Raw genomic sequence first — 21397 nt, 5'->3', positions numbered from 1 at the left:
AAGGTGTTGTCTTTGTTGCAAAACACTTTAGTGAGTATGGTATTGTGTACAAAGTAGTCTCAACACCAGAAACGAAGATTCCTAATACTGCTCCGATAGCAGAAGATAAACCAGTCTTTGAAGGAACCTTAGAGACACAAGTGCCTAAGACTGCACCAAGTTACGAGTTACCAGAAGGTAAGATTGAAACAGCCGTACCAAAAACAGCGCCAACTCATGAGTTGCTAGCCTTTGATGGCAAGTTAGCACTAATGAGTAGTGAATCTGGTCATAAGGCTAAAGGTATGTCTGAGAAGAAAGCTAATCAAGCCTCTTCAACAACACAAGCTAAAACCTTACCAAATACTGGTGATGCGACAAGCACAACAGTGCTAGGTACAATCGTAGCTTTATCGTCACTATCTCTTTATGGTTATGGTAGAAGAAAACGTTTTGATAAATAATCTTCTTAGTATTAGCTAAAACGATTTATTGAAAAGAGACAGAATAAGAAAACTCTTTCTTTGTTCTGTCCTTTTTCTTTGTTTTGATTTATTATAACCATTGAAAAGCTTTGCGTTTTTCGTTATAATGATAGAGTTATAGCTAAAAGAAGATAAGTACAATTTACAAATGACAAATCAAAATGTGTTTATCTAAAGGAGACGTATGAGTATTCAAGAAGAAATTAAAAAACGCCGAACATTTGCCATTATCAGTCACCCGGATGCGGGAAAAACGACGATTACGGAACAATTACTTTATTTCGGTGGTGAAATTCGTGAAGCAGGAACAGTTAAAGGGAAAAAAACAGGGACTTTTGCTAAGTCTGACTGGATGGACATCGAAAAACAACGTGGTATTTCAGTAACCTCATCAGTCATGCAATTTGACTATGCTGGAAAACGCGTCAATATTTTAGACACCCCTGGTCATGAGGATTTTTCAGAAGACACCTATAGAACTTTAATGGCTGTTGATGCTGCCGTTATGGTGATTGACTCTGCCAAAGGGATAGAGGCACAGACGAAAAAACTTTTTGAAGTGGTTAAACATCGTCAAATCCCAGTTTTTACCTTTATCAATAAACTTGACCGTGATGGTCGTGAGCCTCTTGACTTATTGCAAGAACTTGAAGAAGTTTTAGGGATTGCTAGTTATCCAATGAACTGGCCGATTGGTATGGGGAAGAGTTTTGAGGGTCTATATGATCTCTATCATCAGCGTATAGAACTCTATAAGGGAGATGAACGCTTTATTAACTTTGAAGAGGCTAAGACGCACTCACTTTCTCAAAATATCTTCTATGAACAAGTTTTAGAAGATGTTGAGCTGTTAGAAGAAGCTGGAAATGACTTTTCAAGACAAGCTATTTTGGCCGGTGAATTGACTCCTGTTTTCTTTGGTTCTGCCTTAACTAACTTTGGCGTGCAGACTTTTCTTGATTCCTTCTTAGAATTTGCACCAGAACCACGCGGTCATAAAACGACAGAAGGCGAGTTAGTTGATCCACTAAATAAAGATTTCTCTGGTTTTGTCTTTAAAATTCAAGCCAATATGGATCCTCGCCATCGTGATAGAATAGCATTTGTGCGAATTGTTTCTGGTGAGTTTGATCGTGGGATGAGTGTCAAGTTAAGTAGAACGGGTAAAAATGTCAAGCTATCAAATGTTACCCAGTTTATGGCAGAAAGTCGTGAAAATGTTGAAAATGCGGTGGCAGGAGATATCATTGGGGTTTATGATACTGGCACTTATCAAGTCGGTGATACTTTAACCGTTGGCAAAAACAATTTTGAATTTGAGCCCCTACCAACCTTTACGCCAGAAATTTTTATGAAAGTCTCTGCTAAAAATGTGATGAAACAAAAATCATTCCATAAAGGCATTGAGCAATTGGTACAAGAAGGTGCTATCCAACTTTACACCAACTACCAGACAGGTGAATACATGCTTGGAGCAGTAGGTCAACTTCAGTTTGAAGTATTTAAACACCGCATGGAAGGTGAATACAACGCTGAAGTTGTCATGACACCAATGGGTAAAAAGACTGTTCGTTGGATTGATCCAAAAGATCTTGACCAACGCATGAGTTCAAGCCGTAACATATTAGCCAAAGATCGTTTTGATCAGCCAGTCTTTCTTTTTGAAAATGATTTTGCACTCAACTGGTTTGCTGATAAGTACCCAGATGTGGCACTTAGTGAAAAAATGTAACGATAACAAACGTCAATCCATGGATTGGCGTTTTTGAAAACGTATTATTCTTATTAATAAGGTGAAATCCTTAGTATTCTCTCATATTTGTGTTATAATGATTGAGTTGTCAAACAAATAAAGGTTTTATAGGACAGCTTCGCACTGTTCTTTTAGAAAAGAGAAATATATTGAAATTTAATGAATTAAACTTGTCAGAAGACATTTTATTGGCTGTTCAAAAAATTGGTTTTACTGAACCATCGCCTATCCAAGAAAAAACTATTCCCTTAGCTTTAGAAGGTAAGGATGTGATAGGACAAGCACAAACCGGAACCGGAAAAACAGCGGCATTTGGTTTGCCAACCTTAAATAAAATTGATACGACAAGTAACTTGGTTCAAGCACTTATTATTGCACCAACTCGTGAACTCGCGGTACAAAGTCAAGAAGAACTATTTCGTTTTGGTAGAGAAAAAGGTGTCAAAGTTCGCTCTGTTTATGGTGGAACAAGTGTTGAAAAACAAATTAAAGCTTTAAAATCAGGTGCTCATGTAGTTGTTGGAACACCTGGACGTCTACTTGATTTAATTAAACGTAAGGCACTTCGCCTCGATAATGTTGAAACATTGATTTTGGATGAAGCAGATGAAATGCTTAATATGGGATTTTTGGAAGACATTGAAGCAATTATCAGTCGTGTTCCAGAAACTCGTCAAACCTTACTATTTTCAGCAACAATGCCAGCTCCTATCAAGGAAATTGGTGTTAAATTCATGAAAAAACCTGAGCACATTAAAATTGCTGCCAAAGAATTAACAACAGATTTAGTTGAACAACATTATATTCTTGTCAAAGAAAATGAAAAATTTGAAACCATGACAAGACTTATGGATGTTGATCAGCCAGAACTTTCTATTGTATTTGGTCGTACCAAGCGTCGTGTTGATGAGTTGACTCGTGGTCTTAAAATCAGAGGTTATCGAGCAGAAGGCATCCACGGTGACTTAGATCAAAGTAAAAGAATGCGTGTTTTAAGAGACTTTAAAGGTGAAGCTGTTGATATTTTAGTAGCAACTGATGTTGCCGCTCGTGGTCTTGATGTGACCGGTGTCACTCATGTTTACAACTATGATATCCCTCAAGATCCAGAAAGCTATGTTCACCGTATCGGTCGTACGGGACGTGCAGGTCAAACAGGTCAATCTATTACTTTTGTCTCACCAAATGAAGTCGGTTACCTTAAAATCATTGAAAAATTGACTAAAAAGCCAATGCTACCAATGAAACCACCGACTGCAAAAGAAGCTTTTCATTCGATGAAAAAAGTAGCTTTGCAAAAAATTGAACGTGATTTTTCAAACAAAGCTATCAGAGCTAACTTTGATCGTTTTGAGGATGATGCCGCTAAATTAGTCGCAGAGTTTTCACCTGAAGAATTGGCAAAATATATCCTAACCTTGACTGTTCAAGATCCAGAGTTACAACCTAAAGTGATTATTCCTAATGAAAAACCATTACCATTCAAATATGTTGGTGGCGGTAAATCAAAATCAGGAAAAGGGAATCGTGGTGGCCGTAAAGGCGGTAATGATCGTCGTGGCGGTTATCGTGGTGATAGAAAACGCGATGATAGAGATAATAAACGTCGCTCAAATAAGAAAAATAAAGATTTCTACAATAAGGATTCAAAAAAATCAAATCGCTCTTCAAACGATAAAAGAAGTGGATTTGTCATTCGAAAAAAGAAAGATAACTAAGAAAACGTCCTGAAATGGACGTTTTTTGTTATAATAATAAAAAATATTTTTAGGAGTCATTATGTCAGAAACCATTAAAAATTGGGTTAATATTTGTGTCAAAAAAGATAACAAAATTCTCCTATTGAATCGTCAACACGATGATTTTAAAGGATGGATTCAACCAGGTGGTAAAGTCGAATTTCCAGAAAGTTTTTTTGAAGCAGCAGTTAGAGAATTAAAAGAAGAAACTGGATTAACGGCTTTAAATCTAGAATTAAAAGGCATCTCTGGTTTCACAAATCCTTTAAAAAAAGAAAGGTATGTCTACTATGATTTTCTCTGTCAATCTTTTGAAGGCGATTTGTTAAAAACCTCAAGAGAAGGTGAACCAAGATGGTTTAGTCTTGAGGAAATTGAGCATCTAGAAATGCAGGATGATATTAGAGAACGCCTTCCCTTATATTATAGAAAAGGCAGTTTTGAGCGAATTCACTACTGGGATGATCAGTTAAAAAAGGTCGTTAAGACAGTCACAAAATGTTATGATTAATCAAAAAAACACTAGACTAGCGTTTTTTGTTATTTTAGACAGATAGTCACAAACACTATAAGATAAAGGTACCTTGTCTCCATCAATCCTCGTTCAATTTGGTGTGTTCAGCAATGTAGGCCAGTTTTTCCTGTCTTGTTTTTTGTTTGAAGTAGCTTTCAGTGCTCATTGCCTCACTTTTTGTCGCGAATTCTTCTTGATAGATGAGCTCAACCGGCAAGCGTTGCTTGGTGTATTTAGCGCCTTTACCGGCATTATGAGTGGCTAAGCGTTTTTTAACATCTGTGGTATATCCAGTATAAAGTGTGCCATCAGAACATTTTAGCACGTAGATAAAAGCTTTTGTTTTATTGACCATAGTATATCTCAAAAATTTCTTTGGTATAGTCACCATTGTCTTCGTGAACAATTAGAGGTGGTAGGATTTTTAGTCCCTCAATTGAACCATCTTTAATGGCTTCAATTAAGAGCATATTGGCTTCTTTTCCCGCCTTGGGGTGAACAAACTGAACACGCTTTGGCGCCAAGTTATGGGCCTTCAAAGTTTCAAGAATTTCTAAAAAACGATCAGGACGATGCACCAAGGCTAAGCGGCCATTACTTTTTAAGGCGTGGCGACTCACCTCACAAATCTCAGTCAGATTGGTTGTGATTTCATGCCTAGCCAGTAGGTAATGTTCACTCAGATTCTTTTTAGACGTATTGGTTGCCTTAAAATAAGGAGGATTGCATAAGATAAGATCCACCTGAGATCTAGACACATAGTTTAAGAGATTTTTCAAATCGTCATTAATCATTGTCACTTGCTTTTCCAAGCCATTTAGCAAAATAGAGCGTTGTGCCATTTCAGCCAAGCGTTCTTGCAGTTCGATTTCAACGATTTTGGCGCGTGTTTTTGTGGAGGCAAATAAGCCCACAGCCCCGTTACCACTACACAAATCAACAATTAAGCCACGACTGGGAAATTTTGGAAAGCGAGCCAACAAAACGCTGTCAATCGAATAGCTAAAAACGTCCTTGTTTTGAATGATTTTGACATCTGTTGAAAATAATTGGTCGATGCGTTCCATGTCTTTTAGATTTACTGATTTCATGTTATAATTATAGCATAAAATTTAAGGAGAGTTTAACGTGTTTTATACTTACCTACGTGGTTTAGTCGTTTTTTTACTATGGATTATCAATGGCAATGCCCATTACCACAACCAAGATAAGATTATTGATCAAAAAGAAAATTATATCTTTGTTGCCCCGCACAGAACTTGGTGGGATCCCGTTTACATGGCTTTTGCTGCTCGTCCAAAACAATTCATCTTTATGGCGAAAAAAGAACTCTTTGAAAATCGCTTGATTAGCTGGTGGATTAGAATGTGTGGTGCCTTTCCAGTTGACCGTGAAAATCCAAGTCAAAAAGCTATTCGTTACCCGATTAAAATGTTGAAAAACAGTCAACGTTCGCTCATGATGTTTCCAAGTGGGAGCCGTCATTCAACGGAGATTAAAGGTGGAGTGGCAGCCATTGCCAAAATGGCCAAGGTGAGAATTATGCCAGTTGTTTATCAAGGACCAATGCACTTAAAAGATTTGATCAAAGGTGATCGTGTTGACGTCAACTTTGGTAATCCTATTGATGTGTCAGACATTAAACGTTTGGATGATGAAGGGCTAAAACAAGTGGCAAGTCGTATTCAAAATGAATTTGACCGTTTAGATGAAGAAACCAAGCCCTTTCATAATAACAAAAGAGTGAATCCTCTAACCTATCTTTTTAGAATTCCTTTTGCTTTGATTGCTCTTGTTGTTGTCATCTTTACCTTTTTATTTAGCCTGATTGGCAGTTTCGTCTGGGACCCAGAAAAACATTTTAAATAAAGCTTTTCCTTAGCAGGAAAGCTTTTTTATTTACGAATAATGAGATAAGAGGTGATGTATGGAAACAATGATTGAAAAACTTAAAGAAAATAAAATAGTGGCAGTTTTAGTAGCTATTATTGTGGTTTTAGCACTCAGTGTGATTATCCCTATGATGATGCCTGAAAAAGAAACGACACAAGTAGATATTTTGGAAACGTCACAAATAGAAGAGACAACTACAACCCAAACAAGTGTGACAGAAAATCCCCCTCAAGAAGTGACCATCGATTTAAAAGGTGCAGTCCTTAAAGAAGGTGTCTATCAAATGCCTAGTGGTAGTCGTATCAATGATTTAATCAACAAGGCAGGTGGTTTTTTAGAAACTGCCGATAAAAAATCAATCAATCTTGCTGAAAAATTAACGGATGAACAAGTGGTTTATGTTGCTAGTCAGGGTGAAGATATCAGTGTCATCACACCAGAAAGTAAGTCAAAAGAAAATGGAAAAGTTAACCTTAATACGGCTAGTTTGGAGGAGTTGCAAAGTCTTTCAGGTATCGGTCAAAAAAGAGCGCAAGATATCCTTGATTACCGTGAAGCAAATGGTTCTTTTAGTTCCCTTGATGACTTGAAAAATGTCAGTGGAATAGGTGAAAAAATGGTTAATCAATTAAAAGAAGAGGTGCGTTTTGATTAAGTGGTTTCCTCTTAAACCGATTTATTTGGCTTTTTTACTCGTTCTCCTTTATTTTAATGTATTTTACTTTTCTTATCTTCTTTTGGCATGGTTTTTACTAAGCCTTTTTCTTCTTGTTAAACAACACAATCGACAAACGATTTATCAAACAGGTCTTTTTTTGAGTCTCTTCTGTTGTTTTTTTCTGTTCATAAAACAACAAAGTGAGTTTCAGTCTAAAGAAGCATTAAGAGAAGTGACAGAGGTTCAGATGCTGACTGATAGTCTTGTCATTAATGGCGATCAACTAAGTTTCACAGGTCGTTTTGATGGACACAGCTATCAAGTCTTCTATCAGTTGAAAAGTCAAAAAGAGAAAGCTTTTTTTGCTGAGAACACACAAAATCTTCTCTTAAAAGTAGAAGGAGTGATGCAAAAAGCCACTCCTCAGCGTAATTTTAAAGGATTTAACTACCAACACTATTTGAAGACAAAAGGCATTTATCAAACGCTTCATATCAAAGAGATAAAAGCGATTGAAACGACACCAGCGAGTGATCCTTTGGCTTATCTCGCCATGCTGAGGCGACGTGCTATTGTTATGATTCAGACCAACTTTCCTGCCCCGATGAAGCATTATATGACGGGGCTTTTGTTTGGCTATCTCGACAAGGAATTTGCTGAAATGACGAATTTATACAGTAGTCTGGGGATTATTCATTTGTTTGCCTTATCAGGTATGCAGGTTGGTTTTTTTCTTCGCTACTTTAGAAAATTTTTCCTAAGAATTGGGATTTGTCAGGAACATGTTATCGTTCTCCAAGTTTTTTTCTCTTTCATCTATGCTGGTCTAACCGGTTTTTCAATCTCGGTCATTCGTAGCCTGATTCAAGCCCTACTATCAAAATGGCAAATTAAAGGACTAGATAATTTCGCCACCACCCTTATGATAAGCATGATTATAATGCCCTTTTTTCTACAAACCACTGGCGGAGTCCTCAGTTTTTCCTTTGCCTTTATTATTGGTGCGATTAATATTGAAGGCAAAAATCCTTTTCAACAAAGGGTGTTTAAGAGTTTAAGTATTTCACTAGGAATTCTTCCACTTTTAATCTGGTTTTTTTCTGGTTTTCAACCTTTTTCGATTATCCTAACAGCCGGTTTTGCTCTTTTATTTGATGTGTTTTTATTGCCTCTCTTATCGATTGCTTTTTTATTGCAACCCGTGCTGTCGCTTTCTTTCTTTAATCCATTCTTTATTTTGTTAGAAAGGATGATTACAAGTCTCAGTCAGATTTTAGGTCAACCCTTGATTTTTGGTAGCCCCAATTTGGTCCAGCTGATGTTACTACTGCTAGGTTTATTGTTTTTATATGATTATCGGCACAAGAAAATAGTGGTTGTCTGGCTGGTTTTAGGACTAGCTCTTGTTTTTATTAGCATCAAGCATCCCTTTGAAAATGAGGTAACCGTGGTAGATATTGGTCAAGGAGATAGTCTGTTTATCAGGGATATGACAGGAAAAACGATGCTGATAGATGTCGGTGGTAGACTTGATTTTGCACCTAAAGAAGCTTGGCAGAAAAAATACAGTGTGTCAAATGCTGAAAGAACTCTGATTCCTTATCTGAAAAATAGAGGGGTGACTAACATTGACCAGCTGGTTCTAACCCATACCGACACAGATCATATTGGTGATATGGAGGTGATTGCCAAGTATTTTACGATTGGTGAAGTGCTAGTTAGTGAGGGGAGTCTGACTAATCCTCAATTTGTTAATCGGTTGAAAGCGATGGGTGTTAGTGTTCGTGTTATAAAAGCAGGAGACACCTTACCAATCATGAACAGTCAGCTCAAAGTTCTATATCCTCATCAGCTGGGTGATGGGAAAAACAATGATTCCATCGTTTTATATGGCAAATTATTGGACAAAAGCTTTCTATTCACTGGTGATTTGGAAAAAGAAGGAGAAGAAGACCTCTTAAAACACTACCCTGAATTAAAAGTTGATGTCTTAAAAGCTGGGCATCATGGCAGTTCAGGCAGTTCAGACCCAGCTTTTTTAAAAGCTATTTCACCATCCTTAGCTCTTGTATCAGCAGGTGCCAACAATCGCTACCATCATCCCAATCAAGAAACACTAGAACGTTTTAAAGAAGAAAAGATTAGTGTGCTTAGAACAGATACTAATGGCGCCATTCGTTTTAAAGGGATTAACCAATGGACAGTTGAAACGGTGAGATGATATCTAAGCTAGTTTCAAATAATGCTTTAATCCACCAAGACTAAGATATTTATCCGAAAAAGTATAGAAACTTAGCTGATAAGTATGAAATATTGATTGTTGAACTTGAATCAGTAGAAAAAATCATTTTTTACTGTCTCAAAAACAAAAAGTTGGGGTTACCCCAACTTTTTTGTTATGACTAGCTACTTACTTTCCGACGATTTCTAATCTTTTTGCCGATAAAGCTAAATTGCCTGATGTCTGTATTTAATGATAAGCCAAAGATAAGGTTTATGAACCAGATAAAGGACATTAAGACGAGTACAGGAATAACACAGGTGGTGACGATGAAAACAGCTACGGCATCAATCATATTACTAAGGCTATTTTCCATGTTATTGATGACTTTGGAAGTTTCACCTGTAACTGTATCTACAATACCTGAAAGCCAGTTACTGTCTTTACCTTTTTCAAGCTCCTTGTCAATTTTTTCGTTTTCTTTCTGTGTTTGTTCAATAGTTTGTTGAATGGATGCTTGAAAGGTTGTTTCAATGTGATTTGAAACAGCTACACTAGCTGGAACAATCGCAAAGAGTAAGAGACCAAATAAAGCTAGTTTATAGGTTAACTCTAGGAAAATCTTTTTATGCGTGAAGAGATAAGCAATTACTCCTAGACAGGCGACTGGTAAAAAGAGCTTAAAAGAGACCATGCCAGCAATAGCGATCAAATACTTTTGTAACCAGATGGCACCAATAACCACAAGCAAGTAGTCACTGACATCTGCCAAATTCTCAGCAAGGGGCATACCAACATCACCTGGAATTAGCGTGATAGCGGTTGATGCTGCAGTTGATGTTGCAGCTAGTAGCATGACCTTTTCTTTCTTGTCATCTAATGACGCAATGGTTTTTTGATTGAGATCTTGTATCTGATGAGACGAGCCTACCCTGGTAAAGAGTAAAATAGCTAAGAGTAACAGGATAGCAGAAATGATAATCGTTTTTTTGTCCTTGATAATTTCCATGAGACATCTCCTTTTTAATGATATTTTTATTATAGAATAAAGTGTTTCTTAAGAAAAGCTTTTCTAAACACTTATTCTATTAAGAACCTTGTAAAAATTGGGAATGTTGTTATGAAAAATTTGATAACAAGTTAATGTTGATGTGAGAGAAGATCATTGTTCTTAGCTATTTAGAACGTTATATTAATTGAAAAGAGTTATCAATTATGTTATATTGATAGTGATAATAACTTTGAAAGGGATTTTTTATGTTTAAAAAGAAGAGTATTCTTTGGAGTCTTTTATTAATCGTTTCTTGCTTTCTGTTAATAGCTTGTTCAAGTCAAAAAGATGTTAAAAGTATCTTAGCGAGCGAATCAAAAAGCACCCATACCACTTTTGGTAATGATGTTCAATTTATGACAGATAAAAAGTGGCAAGTCGATGATGAAGAGGGTCCTTTTGATTTGCAGTTGTGGCATGATTCAAGCTATATGGGGGTCATGGTTTATCATTTAAGTGATTTTAATGATGATTTAAATAGTGCTGAGAAACTCTTAAATTTCCATATTGATGATTTAAAAGGTAAGCGTAATGAATTCATAGAAGTAGAACCATTAACAGTTTTAGATAAACGTGAAGATATCAGCATTTCTCAAGTGGTTTATAGTGGTGTTAAAAAAGACGAATCAACAAAATTTATTTATTTCTTTAATATGATTACATTTGATGATAATCCTGATCTTGTTGCCTTTGTTTTAATGACAACTCTTCCTTCAGATTTTGAAGAGGAAAGACCAGAATTAGATGATATTTTATCAAGTGTCGAATTGTTAGAACCCTAAAAATTGTTTTATTGTAAAAATATTTTTTAAAGTATTAGATTTTTCTGATACTTTTTATTTTTTCTGAATAGATAAAATCATCTTATTTTTTGGTATAATAAAGACATGATAGCTATAGAAAAAATCGCACAATTAACAAAAACTAATCTAGCGCCAATAACTGTGTTAACAGGTGAAGACCAAGGGCAATATGCTCAGATGAAACAGCTTTTGTTTGATCAACTAGATTACCATGCTAATGATTTGGGTATTTCTTATTTTGATATATCAACTGCCAACTATCAAGACGCACAAATGGAGCTTGAAAGTTTGCCTTTTTTTGCTGAAGATAAAATTGTTATTTTCGATTATTTTTTAGATATCACTACCAAAAAAAAATCTTATCTTGACACAAAAGCATATAAACAATTTGAAAACTATCTTGAAAATCCCATTGAAGCCACTAAACTAATTATTCTAGCTCCTGGTAAGCTAGATAGTAAAAAGCGCGTGGTGAAACTTTTAAAAAGAGATGCTACCATTTTTGAAGCAACGTTCTTAAAAGAAAGAGAATTCAAGACCTATTTTCAAAAATATGCTCATCAAATTGGCTTAATTTTTGAGGCAGGCGTTTTTGAAGAGTTAGTCGTAAGGTCAAACTTTCAATTTGATGACATGATGAAAAATCTTTTATTTCTACAATCCTATCAAACCAATGGTCGTATTAGTCACCAAGATATTGTTGAGGCTTTACCTAAAACGTTAAAAGATAATATTTTTGATTTAACACAGTTTATCATTAAAAAACAAATTGATGAAGCTAGATTCCTAGTCCACGATTTAATCTTACAAAGAGAAGATGAAGTAAAACTACTTGCCATTATGATTAGCCAGTTTAGAACCATGCTTCAAGTAAAATTGCTTGCAAATGAAGGTCTTGATGAAAGACATATTAGTGAAGAATTATCAGGATACCTAGGTCGACGTGTTAATCCTTATCAGGTAAAATATGCTCTTAGAGATACAAGAACTTTGTCAGTTGATTATTTAAAACAAGCTCTTTACTATCTGATTGACACAGATTATCAAATAAAATCTGGTCAATACGAAAAAGATTATCTTTTTGATTTAGCACTTTTAAAGATTACCAACCTTGATAAGCAGATTAGTTGATAACGCTCTTTATTTTAGGTATGATTAAGGTAGTTTTTAAGAAAGAAGGAAATCAAAATGACAATTCTATTACCAGAACTTCCTTATGCTTATGATGCTCTTGAGCCTCATATTGATGCTGAAACAATGACGCTTCATCATGATAAGCATCACGCAGCTTATATTGCTAATGCCAATGCAGCTTTAGAAAAACACCCTGAAATTGGTGAAGATTTAGAAAGTCTACTAAGCGATGTCACTACTATTCCAGAAGACATTCGTCAAGCTTTGATAAACAATGGTGGTGGCCATATCAACCATGCCCTCTTTTGGGAATTAATGACACCTGAAAAAACAGAAGTGTCTAAAGCACTTAAAGAAGATATTGAAAAAACGTTTGGCTCATTTGATGCCTTCAAAGAAGAATTTTCAAAAGCAGCAGCAACCCGTTTTGGTTCAGGCTGGGCTTGGTTAGTTGTTAACAAAGAAGGACAATTAGAAATTACTTCAACAGCAAACCAAGATAATCCAATTTCAAATGGTCTTAAACCAATTTTAGGGTTAGACGTTTGGGAACATGCTTACTACCTAAACTACCGTAATGTTCGTCCAAATTATATCAAAGCATTCTTTGAAGTGATTAACTGGGATAAAGTTAATGAACTTTACGAAGCCGCTAAAGCATAAAACATTAAAAAAGATATCCATAGGATATCAAGAAGTATACACCCCAATTGTTAGGTATCATGCTAACTATTGAGGTGCTTTTTTAGTTTATTTGATAAACATAGCATCACCAAAACTAAAGAAACGATAGTTTTCGTCTATGGCATGCTGATAAGCAGAAAGCACAAATTCTCTACCAGCAAAAGCAGAAACTAGCATGACTAATGTTGATTTTGGTAAGTGAAAATTGGTTGAAAAAGCATCAACAATCTTAAATTCATAACCAGGTTTAATAAAAATATTAGTCCAGCCAGAGTCAGCCTTTAGCTGACCATTAAACTTATTGCCAATTGTTTCAAGTGTGCGAATAGAAGTTGTCCCGACCGCAATAACTCGATGACCAGATGCTTTAACCTCATTTAGCGTGTTTGCAGCTTCCTCAGAAAAATGGTAAAACTCTGAGTGCATATCATGTTCTTCAATATTATCAACTGCTACAGGCCTAAAAGTACCAAGACCAACATGAAGCGTTAGATAAACTAATTTAACGCCTTTTTTCTCGATTTTTTCTAAGAGTTCTTTAGTGAAATGTAAACCAGCAGTAGGAGCAGCTGCTGAGCCATTTTCTTTAGCATATACTGTTTGGTAGCGTTCTTTATCTTCAAGTTTTTCATGGATGTATGGGGGAAGAGGCATCTCACCAAGACTCTCTAAAACTTCAAGAAAAATGCCTTCATAAGAGAATACAACAATTCTGCCACCATGTTCTAATTCTTTAGTGACAGTGGCTTTTAGACGACCATCACCAAAGATAATAACAGATCCCACTTTTAATCGTTTGGCTGGTTTTGCTAATACTTCCCAAGCATCACCTTCTTGATTTTTTAAGAGTAATAGTTCAACGTGACCATTTGTTTTTTCTTTTTGACCGTAAAGTCTGGCGGGCAATACGCGAGTATTATTCATAACAAGAGCATCACCGGGGTTTAATTCATCAATGATATGATCAAAATGGGTGTCAACAAACATTTTTGTTGTTTTATCAATAATGAGTAGTTTTGATGCATCTCTTTTTTCTAGTGGTGTTTGGGCAATGAGCTCCTCAGGTAAATCAAAATCAAAATCCTTAGTATTCAACGTGTCTCTCCTTTGGTAAAATATCTCTTTCATTATAACACTTTTTAATGAAAATATTGACAAAAATTGGTATATACCATATAATAAGATTAAGAATTAGTCTATACCAAAAGGAGGATATCATGAAAATTATTAAAGTGGCAGATCAAATAGAAGGTGCTCAAGTCGCTTTTGATATTTTAAAAGAAAAAATAGAAAATGGTGCTAAAACACTTGGTTTAGCAACAGGTAGTACACCAATTGAACTATACAATAAAATGGTTGCTAGCGATTTAGATTTTTCTGATATGAGAAGTGTTAACTTGGATGAGTATGTTGGCTTGTCAAAAGAAAATTCTCAATCCTATTATCAATTTATGAAGGAACATTTGTTTGATAAGAAACCGTTTAAAGAGAGTTTCTTGCCTGATGGTATGGCGACTGATATTGAATCACATACCAAAGAATATGATGCTATTCTTGAAAAATATCCAGTTGATCTTCAAATATTGGGGATTGGCAACAATGGTCATATTGGTTTTAACGAACCAGGCACAGCATTTAACACACAAACCCATCTGGTTGATTTACAAGAAAATACCATAAAAGCCAATGCACGCTTCTTTGAAAATGAATCAGATGTTCCTAGACAAGCAATTTCGATGGGAATTGCTTCTATTCTAAAAGCAAAAACTATTATCTTAATGGCTTATGGTCAGGCAAAAGCTGATGCCATTGCTAAGACAGTTAATGGTCCAGTCACTAAAGATGTTCCAGCTAGTGTTCTTCAGAATCATCCAGAAGTTTATATTATTGTTGACGAGGAAGCTGCTTCAGAACTATAAGAAATGAAAGATGAGTCAAGGAGACTCATCTTTTTTTCGAATAAAAAGGTAACCGCATTTAAAGGAGACCTATGTTAACAGCAAACAATAAAAATGGAAAACGAATTAATCTAATCACTTTATCTCATCTTGATAAAAAAGCATTAGTCAAAGAGTCATTTACTTGTTGTGCTTGTAGGCAACCTGTTAGACTAAGGTTTGGACAGATTTATCAGGCTCATTTTGCTCATATCAGATTAAAGGATTGTTTGTTTACTTCTGAAAATGAAGGAGAGGAGCATCTTGGGTTAAAATCAGAATTGTATCATGCCTTGTCAAAAAAAAATGAGGTGACCATTGAAACTATATTACCTAAATTAAACCAAATAGCAGACTTACTCGTTAATCAATCATTAGCTTTAGAAATTCAGTGTAGTCCCTTATCGCAAAAAAGATTAAAAGAAAGAACAAAAAGTTATCAAAAAAATCACTATACCGTTCTTTGGTTGCTTGGTCATAAACTATGGTTGGGAGATAGAATAACTAGCCTTCAAAAACAGTTAATCTATTTTTCAAAAAATATCGGGTTTTATCTCTATGAAGTTGATTTAAAAAAGAGGTGTCTGAGAATAAAGTATCTCATTTACGAAGATTTAAAAGGAAAAAGTCATTATCTGGAAAAAAGTTGCTCTTTTGATGAAGACCTTCTAATGTTTTTAAGATTTCCCTATCTAAAACAAAAAATGAGTAGTTATCAGATTAAAATGGCTGATGATATTCTTTTCTATATTCAAAAACAACTATGCTACAAATCGCCAAAATGGTTGAAAAAACAAGCATATGCTTATCAAGCTGGTAATAATATTCTTTTAAACAAACAAGATGATTTTTATCCACAAGTTAATCCTCTAAAATCTGACAATGGGTTTGCTCAAATAACTGCCAATCTATCGGCTTATTATCAAAATTTTGAGCACTACTATCAAAAAGTTGATAATAAAAGGCAACAAACGTTATACCCTCCAAAATTTTATGATACAATACAGTAAGAGAAAAGTGAAAAAAGGAGAGCCAAATGTCTGATAATAGAAAACATATTGCTAAAGAGTTTACGTGGGATTTAACCACCATCTTTGCTACGGATGAGTTGTGGGAAAAAGAATTAGCATCCCTATCAAGTGCCTTAGATGATGCAAAACAATGTGAAGGACACTTACTTGATTCAAGTCATCAATTACTCATAGTCACTGAAGCACAATTAGATCTCATGCGTCGCATTGAAAAGGTTTATGTTTATGCTTCGATGAAAAATGACCAAGATACGACAGTTGCCAAATACCAAGAATTTCAAGCGAAGGCAACTGCCATCTTTGCAAAATTTAATGAAACGTTTGCTTTTTATGAACCTGAATTCATGACTTTAGACATGAGTGATTATGAGCGATTTCTGTCTGAAGAAGAAAAACTTAAAGATTATGCTCATTATTTTGATAAATTATTGAAACAAAGAGACCATATTCTATCACAAGTAGAAGAAGAATTACTTGCTGCAAGTAGTGAAATTTTTGAATCTCCAGCAGAAACCTTTGCTATATTAGATAATGCTGATATCGTATTTCCAATGGTTAAAGATGAAGAAGGTAATGACGTTCAGCTGTCTCATGGCAATTATATTAGCTTAGTTGAATCCAAAAATAGAGAGGTTAGAAAATCAGTTTATAAAGCTCTATACAGTGTCTATGAACAGTATCAACATACCTATGCTAAGACTCTTCAAACCAATGTTAAGGTTCATAACCTAAATGCTAAACTCAGAAAATACAAAACAGCGAGAGCTGCTGCTTTAGCACAAAACCATATTCCAGAAACTGTTTTTGATACCTTGGTTAAGGCAGTTCATAAGCATCTGCCACTGCTCCATCGTTACATCAAACTTCGCAAAGAAATCTTAGGTCTAGAAGATTTAAGAATGTATGATCTTTACACACCACTTTCAAAAACGGATATGAGTATTTCTTATGAAGATGCTTTGAAAAAATCAGAAGAGGTCTTGGCTATTTTAGGAAAAGACTATTCAGAACGTGTTAAGAGAGCCTTTAGTGAACGATGGATTGATGTTTATGAAAATAAAGGCAAACGTTCAGGTGCATACTCTGGAGGTTCTTACGATACTAATGCCTTTATGCTTCTTAACTGGCAAGACAATCTCGATAATTTCTATACTTTAGTGCATGAAACAGGCCACAGTCTTCACTCAGTATTTACGCGTGAAAATCAGCCTTATGTTTATGGTGATTATAGTATTTTCCTTGCTGAAATCGCCTCAACCACCAATGAAAATATTTTGACAGAAAAATTATTAGAAGAAGTGACTGATGATCACACACGCTTTGCTATTTTAAACCATTACTTGGATGGTTTTAGAGGAACAGTCTTTAGACAAACACAGTTTGCTGAATTTGAAGCAGCCATTCATAAGGCAGACCAAGATGGTGAAGTCTTAACCAGTGAATTTTTAAATACCTTATATGCTGATTTAAACGAAAAATATTATGGACTTTCTAAAGAAGACAACCCAGAAATTCAATATGAATGGGCTAGAATTCCTCATTTTTACTATAATTTCTATGTCTATCAATATGCGACAGGTTTTGCAGCAGCAAGTTTCCTCGCAAATAAAATCGTTCATGGTACTCAAACAGATAAGGAAAATTACCTTAACTACCTTAAGGCAGGAAATTCAGACTATGCATTAAATGTAATTAAAAAAGCTGGTGTTGATATGACAACCACAGACTATTTGGATGAAGCTTTCAAAGTTTTTGAAGAGCGCTTAGATGCCTTTGAAGAACTTGTAAAAAAAGGCATCCGTTAAAAAGAATCCCGTAAGGGATTTTTTTGAAAAGGAGTTAAGCTATGGATGACATTAGAACACTTCGTCTATCAGATGAAAAAGCTTTTTACACGTTTAATCGCTTGTTAAATAAAGAAAAAGAAGCAGGAAATTCTTTTATACAAACAAGATTAATTGATGACTACTCTAGTTTTTACCAAAAGACCAAACAATTGGAGACATTATCGAATCACCCTGATTGGTCAACAGTGACTTCCTATTATTACTTTCGCGATCAAGAGATTTTGGCTAAAATTTCATGTCGTTGGGAACTAGAAAAAGGAAACTTGTCTGAGATAGGTGGTCATATTGGCTATGTCACACTTTCTTCTTATCGTAGACAAGGAATAACAACAAAATTACTATATTTTGCTTTTGAAAAGTATAAAGAAAGAAATATCAAGGATATTTTTATCACAGCTTTGGAAGATAATATTGCTAGTCGTAGAACGATTGAAAAAGTCGGTGGCAGATTGCAAGATATTATTACCATGGAAGATGGGAAAAAATTGGCTCGCTATTGGATAAACATAGAAAGGACTTTAGCATGACGACATTTATTTGGGATTTAGATGGTACCTTAATCGATTCTTATGATGCCATGCTTGCTTCTTTAGAAGTAACTTACAATCACTTTAATTGGACATTTGAAAGAGAACCCATAAGAACGTTTATCTTGGAAGAGTCTATCGGTAAACTCTTATTTGAAAAGTCGATTGAAACAGGCATTTCTTTTGAGCTTATTAAAGGAGTGATGTCAGAGGATGTTTTAAAGAGAGATGATGAGTTTCAACTTATGCCAGGTGCTTTGTCAGTACTTGAATGGACACGTTCAAAAGAAATTAAGAATTTCATGTACACCCATAAGGGTGATAATACATTCTCCGTTTTAAAAAAATTAGGGATTTCTGATTATTTCGAAGAAGTATTGACAGGTGACTCAGGTTTTAAACGAAAACCAGATCCAGAAGTGATTGATTATCTGGTTAAAAAATATCATTTTGACAAAGCAAGTGCCTACTATATTGGTGATCGTAAGTTGGATAAAGAGTTAGCCATTAATAGTGGTATAAAGAGTATTAATCTTGGTGTAAAAACATCAGCAGATAACCAACATATCACTAAATTAGAAGAGATAAAAAGCTTATTTTAAAAAACAGCTATATCGTAGAGAAAGAATGAATAAAATAAATTATGGTGAAATCATATAGTAAAAATGCTAATCATAACATGAGACGTCCCGTTATTAAGGAAGAAGTCGTTTCATTTATGAGAACGGCACAAAAAGAAAACACTGGTCATTTAAAAGAATTGGAAATTTTTGCAAGAAATGAAAATATTCCAATTATTCAACCGGAAATTGTTTCTTATTTCAGATTTTTAATGCAAACACTAGCACCTAAGAAAATACTTGAAGTAGGAACAGCTATTGGTTTTTCTGCTCTTCTTATGGCAGAAAATGCACCTGCTGCTAAAATCACAACGATTGATCGAAACGAAGAAATGATTGGGTTTGCAAAAACTAATTTTGCTAAGTATGATACGAGAAAACAGATCACACTTTTAGAGGGTGATGCGAGTGATCTTTTAGCAACTCTTGAAGAGACCTATGATTTTGTTTTTATGGACTCTGCCAAATCAAAGTACATCGTTTTTTTACCAGAGATCTTAAAACGTTTAGCGGTTGGTGGTGTTATCGTTTTTGATGATGTTTTTCAAGGTGGCGACATCGTTAAACCCATTGAAGACGTTCGTCGCGGGCAACGGACCATTTACCGTGGTCTTCAAAAATTATTTAAAACAACTTTGCGTCATCAAGAATTGACGGCAACTATTCTACCTTTAGGTGATGGTTTATTGCTCTTAAGAAAAAATTCTGATAGGATTACTATCGAAGATTAAGTTTTTTTTAAGACATTATGGTATAATAGTGAAGTTAACGATAAATAAGGAGTACTATTACTAATGAAAAAACGTCTATTTGCAACAGGTCTTGTCACTTTGTTATCAGTGGTGACATTAGCGGCCTGCTCAACCAGTAAAGATGCTGATGCTAAATTGGCAACAATGAAGGGTGATACTATCACATTGTCAGATTTCTATAATGAAGTGAAGTCTTCAACAGCTGCACAACAAACAATGATCACTCTAATTTTAGAGCGTGTTTTTGAAGATCAATATGGTGACAAAGTGTCTGATAAAGAAGTCACTGATGCTTATAATGAAAATGCTAAACAGTACGGAGATCAATTCGAGCAAGCTCTTGCCCAAGCAGGTACTACAGCTGAACAATATAAGAAAACCATTCGTCTTGAAAAATTACTTGAATATGCTATTAACAAAGCAGCTGAAAAAGAATTAAATGATGATGCTTATAAAATGGCTTATGAAACCTACACCCCTGAAACAACAGCTCAGGTCATTGTTCTTGATTCAGAAGAAGCTGCAAATGCCACTTTAGAAGAAGTGAGAGCTGAAGGTGCAGATTTTGCCAAAATCGCTCAAGAAAAATCAATGGATAAAGACAATATCGAAGTTAGCTTTGACTCTGCTGATAATAAGGTTTTGCCAGATGTGATGAAAACGGCTTTTGCTCTTGATGTTAATGGTATTTCTGGAGTAGTTCCAATCGTTGATACATCAACTTACAGAACAAATTACTATATTGTTAAAACAACTAAAAAAGCTGAAAAAGATGCTGATTGGAAAACATATGAAAAACGTTTGAAAGAAATGTTCCTTTCTCAAAAAAGCAATGATCCTGCTTTTAGAAACGTTGTGATTTCTGAAGCTCTTGATAAAGCTAATGTCAAGATTAAAGACGACTCATTTGCAAATGTTCTTTCTCAATTTACACCAACAGATGCAAGTCAATCAAATGAAAACAAAGAATCAGATGATAAAAAATCTGAAGAAGATAAAAAATCTGACGATAAATAATGCTTTCTTTATTGACGAAAATCTTTAAAGAACGTATAATAGTCCTGTTAAGAATTGTTTTTAATCAGTTTGTTCCAGAAAAATGGCGGTTGATGCAAGCCATTCAGACTCTAAAAACATGCTACTTAATAGAAAATTAAATAATAAATCATGAAGAATGACAAGTTCATTGAATGAAGGTGGTACCGCGGTTTTCGCCCTTCTTTAGTGAACTTGTTTTTTTGAAGGAGCTTGCTATGACAAAAGTGTTTCATATCAAACAAAAAATGTGGGCACTTGGTGGAAAATTCTATATCAAAGACATCGAAAATAATGCCCATTATGAAGTGAGAGGAAGCTTTTTAGAAATTCCTAAGCGCTATACCATCCTTGATATGAATGGCAATATGGTCAGTCATATTACTAAACGACTGTGGTCATTGCTACCGAAATTTGATGTTGAACTTTCTGATGGTAGACAGTTTATTATCATTAAGGAGTGGACTTTGTTTAAATCAAAGTTTCGCATCGAAAACTTGGGAATGGTCGTGAAGGGTGATTTTTGGTCTATGAATTTTAGTCTATATTTACAGGGCCAATTAGTCGCAACCATTTCAGAGGAATGGTTTAAATTAACTTCAACTTACAATGTGAAAGTTTTTGATGAAAACTATAGTGATTTGGTTATTTCTCTTGTCATTGCGATAGATAGAGTAAAAGAAGAAATGGCAGCAGCAAGTTCTGCTTCTTCAAATAGATAGACACGAAAAAAG

22 protein-coding genes are annotated in these 21397 nt (G+C 35.0%); 18 read left to right on the top strand and 4 right to left on the bottom strand.

Translation table 11 applies throughout. The features are described from left to right. The 4 genes from JHK64_RS07230 to JHK64_RS07215 all read left to right on the top strand — a co-directional run. Positions 1–443, top strand: a 443-nt coding sequence (locus JHK64_RS07230; protein ID WP_199568333.1) for an LPXTG cell wall anchor domain-containing protein, incomplete at its 5' end; no start/stop codon positions are given. Between the two features lie 205 nt (positions 444–648). Continuing rightward, complete coding sequence (locus JHK64_RS07225; RefSeq protein ID WP_199568331.1) at positions 649–2196, top strand: peptide chain release factor 3; 1548 nt, start codon at positions 649–651, stop codon at positions 2194–2196. A 170-nt stretch (positions 2197–2366) separates the two neighbouring features. Continuing rightward, entirely contained in the window at positions 2367–3935 is a 1569-nt protein-coding gene (gene cshA / locus JHK64_RS07220) for a degradosome RNA helicase CshA (protein WP_199568329.1), read from the top strand. A gap of 61 nt (positions 3936–3996) precedes the next feature. Beyond that, positions 3997–4467 carry an 8-oxo-dGTP diphosphatase gene (locus tag JHK64_RS07215; RefSeq protein WP_199568327.1) on the top strand — a complete coding sequence of 157 codons (471 nt, stop codon included), beginning with the start codon at positions 3997–3999 and terminating at the stop codon, positions 4465–4467. Positions 4468–4549: 82 nt separating this feature from the next. Here the strand turns inward: JHK64_RS07215 and JHK64_RS07210 are convergent, their stop codons facing one another. Beyond that, positions 4550–4825, bottom strand: a complete 276-nt coding sequence (locus JHK64_RS07210) for a GIY-YIG nuclease family protein (protein ID WP_199568325.1) — start codon at positions 4823–4825, stop codon at positions 4550–4552. Beyond that, positions 4815–5561, bottom strand: coding sequence for a tRNA1(Val) (adenine(37)-N6)-methyltransferase (locus JHK64_RS07205; protein WP_199568323.1), 747 nt, complete (start codon positions 5559–5561; stop codon positions 4815–4817). The genes JHK64_RS07210 and JHK64_RS07205 overlap by 11 nt, the downstream gene beginning before the upstream one ends. Before the next feature lie 37 nt (positions 5562–5598). Between JHK64_RS07205 and JHK64_RS07200 the strand changes: the two genes are divergently transcribed. Genes JHK64_RS07200 through JHK64_RS07190 form a run of 3 tightly spaced genes read left to right on the top strand, consistent with a single transcriptional unit; the run spans position 5599 to position 9242 of the window. Continuing rightward, a complete protein-coding gene (locus JHK64_RS07200; RefSeq protein ID WP_199568322.1) occupies positions 5599–6339 on the top strand; it encodes a 1-acyl-sn-glycerol-3-phosphate acyltransferase in 741 nt (246 codons plus the stop codon). Positions 6340–6397: 58 nt separating this feature from the next. After that, positions 6398–7018: a helix-hairpin-helix domain-containing protein gene (locus JHK64_RS07195; RefSeq protein ID WP_199568320.1), complete on the top strand. Its 621-nt coding sequence runs from the start codon at positions 6398–6400 to the stop codon at positions 7016–7018. Beyond that, the gene (locus JHK64_RS07190) at positions 7011–9242 is read left to right on the top strand and encodes a DNA internalization-related competence protein ComEC/Rec2 (protein ID WP_199568318.1); all 2232 of its coding nucleotides are present in this window, start codon (positions 7011–7013) and stop codon (positions 9240–9242) included. Before JHK64_RS07195 ends, JHK64_RS07190 begins: the two co-directional genes overlap by 8 nt. Positions 9243–9423: 181 nt before the next feature. Here JHK64_RS07190 and JHK64_RS07185 read toward each other — a convergent pair whose 3' ends face one another. Then, the gene (locus JHK64_RS07185) at positions 9424–10251 is read right to left on the bottom strand and encodes a hypothetical protein (RefSeq protein WP_199568316.1); all 828 of its coding nucleotides are present in this window, start codon (positions 10249–10251) and stop codon (positions 9424–9426) included. Positions 10252–10499: 248 nt separating this feature from the next. Here JHK64_RS07185 and JHK64_RS07180 point away from each other — a divergent pair, with 248 nt between their 5' ends. From JHK64_RS07180 to JHK64_RS07170, 3 genes are all read left to right on the top strand, one after another. Continuing rightward, positions 10500–11075 carry a hypothetical protein gene (locus JHK64_RS07180; RefSeq protein ID WP_199568314.1) on the top strand — a complete coding sequence of 192 codons (576 nt, stop codon included), beginning with the start codon at positions 10500–10502 and terminating at the stop codon, positions 11073–11075. Between the two features lie 105 nt (positions 11076–11180). Beyond that, on the top strand, positions 11181–12227 hold the full coding sequence (gene holA / locus JHK64_RS07175) for a DNA polymerase III subunit delta (RefSeq protein ID WP_199568312.1): 1047 nt from the start codon (positions 11181–11183) through the stop codon (positions 12225–12227). A 57-nt stretch (positions 12228–12284) separates the two neighbouring features. After that, positions 12285–12893 carry a superoxide dismutase gene (locus JHK64_RS07170; RefSeq protein WP_199568310.1) on the top strand — a complete coding sequence of 203 codons (609 nt, stop codon included), beginning with the start codon at positions 12285–12287 and terminating at the stop codon, positions 12891–12893. A gap of 87 nt (positions 12894–12980) precedes the next feature. On the opposite strand, the gene queA is transcribed toward JHK64_RS07170, so the two are convergent. Continuing rightward, positions 12981–14009 (bottom strand): tRNA preQ1(34) S-adenosylmethionine ribosyltransferase-isomerase QueA, encoded by a 1029-nt coding sequence (queA, locus tag JHK64_RS07165; RefSeq protein ID WP_199568308.1) that lies wholly within the window; start codon positions 14007–14009, stop codon positions 12981–12983. A 122-nt stretch (positions 14010–14131) separates the two neighbouring features. Between queA and JHK64_RS07160 the strand changes: the two genes are divergently transcribed. The 8 genes from JHK64_RS07160 (at position 14132) to JHK64_RS07125 (ending at position 21385) form a co-directional block, all read left to right on the top strand. Then, positions 14132–14833 (top strand): glucosamine-6-phosphate deaminase, encoded by a 702-nt coding sequence (locus JHK64_RS07160; protein ID WP_199568307.1) that lies wholly within the window; start codon positions 14132–14134, stop codon positions 14831–14833. Between the two features lie 71 nt (positions 14834–14904). Further along, complete coding sequence (locus JHK64_RS07155) at positions 14905–15861, top strand: competence protein CoiA (protein ID WP_199568306.1); 957 nt, start codon at positions 14905–14907, stop codon at positions 15859–15861. A 26-nt stretch (positions 15862–15887) separates the two neighbouring features. Then, positions 15888–17687, top strand: coding sequence for an oligoendopeptidase F (pepF, locus tag JHK64_RS07150; RefSeq protein WP_199568305.1), 1800 nt, complete (start codon positions 15888–15890; stop codon positions 17685–17687). A gap of 41 nt (positions 17688–17728) precedes the next feature. Next, the gene (locus JHK64_RS07145) at positions 17729–18256 is read left to right on the top strand and encodes a GNAT family N-acetyltransferase (protein WP_199568304.1); all 528 of its coding nucleotides are present in this window, start codon (positions 17729–17731) and stop codon (positions 18254–18256) included. After that, positions 18253–18858: an HAD hydrolase-like protein gene (locus JHK64_RS07140; protein WP_199568303.1), complete on the top strand. Its 606-nt coding sequence runs from the start codon at positions 18253–18255 to the stop codon at positions 18856–18858. The genes JHK64_RS07145 and JHK64_RS07140 overlap by 4 nt, the downstream gene beginning before the upstream one ends. A gap of 41 nt (positions 18859–18899) precedes the next feature. Next, positions 18900–19607, top strand: a complete 708-nt coding sequence (locus tag JHK64_RS07135) for an O-methyltransferase (RefSeq protein ID WP_199568302.1) — start codon at positions 18900–18902, stop codon at positions 19605–19607. A gap of 63 nt (positions 19608–19670) precedes the next feature. After that, positions 19671–20645, top strand: a complete 975-nt coding sequence (locus JHK64_RS07130; RefSeq protein ID WP_199568301.1) for a peptidyl-prolyl cis-trans isomerase — start codon at positions 19671–19673, stop codon at positions 20643–20645. 236 nt (positions 20646–20881) lie between these two features. After that, a complete protein-coding gene (locus JHK64_RS07125; RefSeq protein WP_199568300.1) occupies positions 20882–21385 on the top strand; it encodes an LURP-one-related/scramblase family protein in 504 nt (167 codons plus the stop codon). Positions 21386–21397: the final 12 nt, after the last annotated feature.

This window comes from Streptococcus zalophi (assembly GCF_016481285.1).
In the GTDB taxonomy this organism is placed as follows: Bacteria; Bacillota; Bacilli; order Lactobacillales; family Streptococcaceae; genus Streptococcus; species Streptococcus zalophi.
This window is presented reverse-complemented; position numbering and strand designations above follow the sequence as displayed.